Below are 545 nucleotides of genomic sequence, written 5' to 3' on the forward strand. Positions count from 1 at the left end.
TTAGCCGGCTTAGATCCAGCGATTCACTTAATAACATATCACCCTACAGCGGCGGATGCTATGAATGGTACTGCAGGGATTGCCAATCCAGAAATGTATCAGAACCAAACAGCTAACATGGATGAGACGATCTATGTGCGTGTTGTTTTAAATGATGGTAGTGCAAATAGCTGTGCAGCTGTTACAGAGTTTGATATCTTGATTGTATCACCACCGGTGATTAATCCAACGGGAGCAGACTTGAATATTTCTGTATGTAATGATGATGGTCCTGATGTAGATCCTGTGGGGATTTTCGAATTTGACTTAACGATCTTTGAAGATGTTATTACCGGAGGTGATCCATTACTTACGGTGGTGTACTATGCCTCTCAGGCTGATCTTGACAATGGTATTTCTATTACCGATCCTCAGGCATATACCAATACGTCTAACTCACAAACAATTCAATTCTTAGTGAGTCCATTTGACTTTTTAACTTGTGCTAGTCAAGGTTCTTTTGAGATAGAGGTGTTACCACTTCCAAGTCCAGAATTCCCTACTGA

1 protein-coding gene is annotated in these 545 nt (G+C 40.9%); it reads left to right on the forward strand.

Annotated features, from left to right (window positions below):
• The coding region (locus Q1A01_RS23670; RefSeq protein ID WP_299686047.1) for a hypothetical protein at positions 1–545 on the forward strand (545 nt) is incomplete at both ends.

Origin of the sequence: uncultured Dokdonia sp. (assembly GCF_947492815.1) — a bacterium.
Classification (GTDB): domain Bacteria; phylum Bacteroidota; class Bacteroidia; order Flavobacteriales; family Flavobacteriaceae; genus Dokdonia.